4 protein-coding genes are annotated in these 3,095 nt (G+C 63.7%); 2 read left to right on the top strand and 2 right to left on the bottom strand.

What is annotated here, in order from left to right:
- The first annotated feature begins 259 nt into the window (after positions 1–259).
- Together JOZ76_RS38145 and JOZ76_RS05975 are read left to right on the top strand one after the other, a co-directional pair.
- Positions 260–460, top strand: coding sequence for a hypothetical protein (locus JOZ76_RS38145; protein WP_291711119.1), 201 nt, complete (start codon positions 260–262; stop codon positions 458–460).
- 88 nt (positions 461–548) lie between these two features.
- Complete coding sequence (locus JOZ76_RS05975) at positions 549–1,061, top strand: GcrA family cell cycle regulator (RefSeq protein WP_291697705.1); 513 nt, start codon at positions 549–551, stop codon at positions 1,059–1,061.
- A 27-nt stretch (positions 1,062–1,088) separates the two neighbouring features.
- Here the strand turns inward: JOZ76_RS05975 and JOZ76_RS05970 are convergent, their stop codons facing one another.
- Together JOZ76_RS05970 and JOZ76_RS05965 are read right to left on the bottom strand one after the other, a co-directional pair.
- Positions 1,089–2,015 carry an SWIM zinc finger family protein gene (locus JOZ76_RS05970; protein WP_291697704.1) on the bottom strand — a complete coding sequence of 309 codons (927 nt, stop codon included), beginning with the start codon at positions 2,013–2,015 and terminating at the stop codon, positions 1,089–1,091.
- A 3-nt stretch (positions 2,016–2,018) separates the two neighbouring features.
- Positions 2,019–3,095, bottom strand: a 1,077-nt coding sequence (locus JOZ76_RS05965; protein ID WP_291697703.1) for a DEAD/DEAH box helicase, incomplete at its 5' end; no start/stop codon positions are given.

Here is a 3,095-nt window from a genome sequence, read left to right as displayed (position 1 = left end):
AGTCGGTCGTGCACGGCTAGGGCCACCGGGATTGGGCCCGCGCAGGCGCCCCGATTCCCCGAGTTCCTAACAATCCACAGGCCGCCCGGACCGGTCTGCCCGCCCACCGAATCGGCGGATAGTCGACCGATTCGTAATTTATCATGTGAATACAATGCCTTAACCAGAAAGAAGGAACAGCCTAGACGGCTTCTTGGAATCCAAATAGAGTCTGAAAAGTTACTTTTCAGTACCAGCGTTAAGGAATAGCGTTTTTGGCATGGCCACGGAAAAAGCCGAAACTGACCGCATTCCCGTAACCTTGGCCCTCTCGACCATCGCGTACATGGAAAGACTGGTGAGACAGGGCACACACGGTACCAGCGTCCCCGGCGTCGCAAGGACGCTGATCGAGGAAGGAATCCGGCTCGCCATCAAGGACGGGCTGCTCTCGATCCGGGACAATGGCAAGACGCCGTAATGCTGGGAGACAAAGGGATACGCGGACAGTTCGGCAGACATCACGGCCAAGACGATCCATCACGAGATCAAGCTTGGAACCGACACACATGCCCGCCCAACAGCACATTTTACAACAGAGCCCATCACAACAGAGCCCACAACCGTCGTCACACCAGACCTGGACCACGGAGCGCGTCGCGCTTCTGAAAAGCCACTTCGATGCGGGGCTGTCCTGCCGCCAGATCGCAGCGGAGATCGGCGTCAGCCGCAACGCCGTGATCGGAAAACTCACGCGCCTCAATCTGACGCGCGACAAGAAGGTCAAGGCCCCGCCGCGCAAGGCTGCCGCGGCCGTGCGGGGACGTGGCGGCAACCCCGCGCCGCGCTTCCGGGCGCAGCTCATCAAGGTGTTGACCTCGGAGCCCGAGCCGTCGGCGGCTGACGCGCCGATCCACAACGGACACACCTGCTCGCTCTACGAGCTGTCGAAGGAGAAATGCCGCTGGCCGATCTCGACGCCCGGTGCGGACGATTTCTGCTTCTGCGGCAATCGGCCGGTCGACGGCCTGCCCTATTGCCCGGGCCATACCCGCCTCGCCTATCGGGTGACGGCGCGCTAGGCGGCGATGAGCGGGCCGCGCGGCGCGCTATCCCCGTTTGCGCCGGGCTGGGCGCGTCGCCGCCGCTGTCTTTCCGAGCGGAGTTTTGGCAGCCTTGCCCTTGCGCGCTCCTGCGGACTTTTGAGGTAAGTCGTTCCGCGGCGCGCCAGCGCGCTGCACCCCTGGCGTTGCATCCTTCTTCGAGGAACGACGTGGCCCGGCCGACTTCGCCGCGCTGGGTGCGGGCGCGTCCGACGCATCCGCCATGTCGAGCCCGAACAGCGCGGCCATGTCGCCGCCGGCCAACACCATCCCGGAAGCGGGTGCGGCCCTGGATACCATCGCACCCTGGTCCGCGCCGGCGAGCAGATCGCTCTCGTCGACGCCGCGCAATGCGAACAATAGTCGCGGCGCTTCGTCGAGCCGCGCGCCGACGCCATAGAGGGTTGCCGCGACGTGCTTGCACATGTCGGCGGAGTCCGGACAGCTGCAGGAGAGTTTTATCTCGCCCGGCGCTGGAAACAGGCCATCGCCCTCGCGGCAGACCCGATCCATCACGTTCTTCGCCAGGCGCCCCTGCAGCAGCTCGACCAGCGAATCGATCGTGCCCGCGCAATCGGTGCAGATGGCCCGCCAGCGCTTCGCGGCGACCGGAGCAATCGTGATCGCAACCGTGTAGAGCTCGCTGCCGCTGACCTTGGCCTTGATCTTGCCCTTCTCGATCTGAAGGTCGATGACGCAGCCGTTGCGGACATAGCTACGACCGCGCGGCAGGCGACTGGCAAAATCGCTGTAGCGTTCGAGATTGCTGCACCATGACAGGCCCCAGAAATTCTTGACGATCTTCTGGCCCTGAACGATCACCGGCGCGGCCGCGTGCCCCTTCTTTCTGAGCTTGGCCAGCTCCTTTTCCGCCTGCCGCCGCTTGTCGGCGACCGAGACATATTCGGGCCATTCGTATCCGTAATCGCGCATCGATCAGCCTTCCTTCATGGCTGCCGCCAGATCGAGACTGACGAGCTTCAAGAGCTCGTCGTTCTTCATCTCGGTCAGAACGGCCTCGGCGCCGACGTTGAGAAAGTCTCCGGCCAATTGCCGCTTGTCCTCGATCATCCGGTCGATCTTCTCCTCGACCGTGCCGCGGCAGACGAACTTGTGGACCAGCACATTCTTAATCTGCCCGATGCGGAATGCGCGGTCCGTGGCCTGGTTTTCAACAGCCGGATTCCACCAGCGGTCGAAATGAACCACATGCGCGGCCGCGGTCAGATTGAGCCCCGCGCCGCCGGCTTTGACCGACAGCACGAAAAACGGGACATCCTCGTCCTCCTGGAACCGGCGCACCAGGTCCTTGCGTTCGCCGACCGGCGTCGCGCCGTGCAGGATGAGTCCGCTGCGGCCGAACACGGAACCGAGGAAGGCGGCGAGCGGCGCCGTCGTCTCCCGGAACTGGGTGAAGACCAGAACCTTCTCCTGGCGCGAGGCGATCTCGGCCGTGATGTCGCGGAGGCGCGCGAATTTGCCAGAGTCCTCCTCGGCCCAGGCGCCGTCACCAAGCCATTGCGAGGGATGGTTGCAGATCTGCTTCAACCGCATCAGCAAGGCCAGCACGAGGCCTTTTCGTTCGATCTCTTCGGCATCCTCGAGCTTGGCGGTGATGTCGGCCACGGCCTGCTGATACAGCGCGGCCTGGCGGCGGCTCAGCGCGCAAAAAGCCTTCACCTCCGTCTTGTCCGGCAGATCGGCAATGATGCTCTTGTCGGTCTTCATCCGGCGCAGGATGTAGGGCCGCACCAGCGCGCGCAGCGGCGCATAGGCGTTGTGCGCCTCGCTGTTGGCAAGCTGCTTGGAATAGGACGAAAACTGCTTCGACGAGCCCAGGAGGCCCGGATTGATAAAGTCGAAGATCGACCAGAGGTCGCCAAGCCGGTTTTCGATCGGCGTTCCCGTCAGCGCGATGCGCGCATCCGCCCGCAACTGCTTGACGGTTTTGGTCTGCTTGGCGGTGGGGTTCTTGATCGCTTGCGCCTCGTCCAGGATCGCCAGCCGCCAGGA

This window comes from Bradyrhizobium sp. (genome assembly GCF_019244115.1).
In the GTDB taxonomy this organism is placed as follows: domain Bacteria; phylum Pseudomonadota; class Alphaproteobacteria; order Rhizobiales; family Xanthobacteraceae; genus Bradyrhizobium.
This window is presented reverse-complemented; position numbering and strand designations above follow the sequence as displayed.

Bases quoted from the DNA above. Each gene is read 5' to 3' on its own strand.
- JOZ76_RS38145 (WP_291711119.1), top strand. From the start codon at position 260: ATGGCCACGGAAAAAGCCGAAACTGACCGCATTCCCGTAACCTTGGCC.
- JOZ76_RS05975 (WP_291697705.1), top strand. From the start codon at position 549: ATGCCCGCCCAACAGCACATTTTACAACAGAGCCCATCACAACAGAGC.
- JOZ76_RS05970 (WP_291697704.1), bottom strand. From the start codon at position 2,015: ATGCGCGATTACGGATACGAATGGCCCGAATATGTCTCGGTCGCCGAC.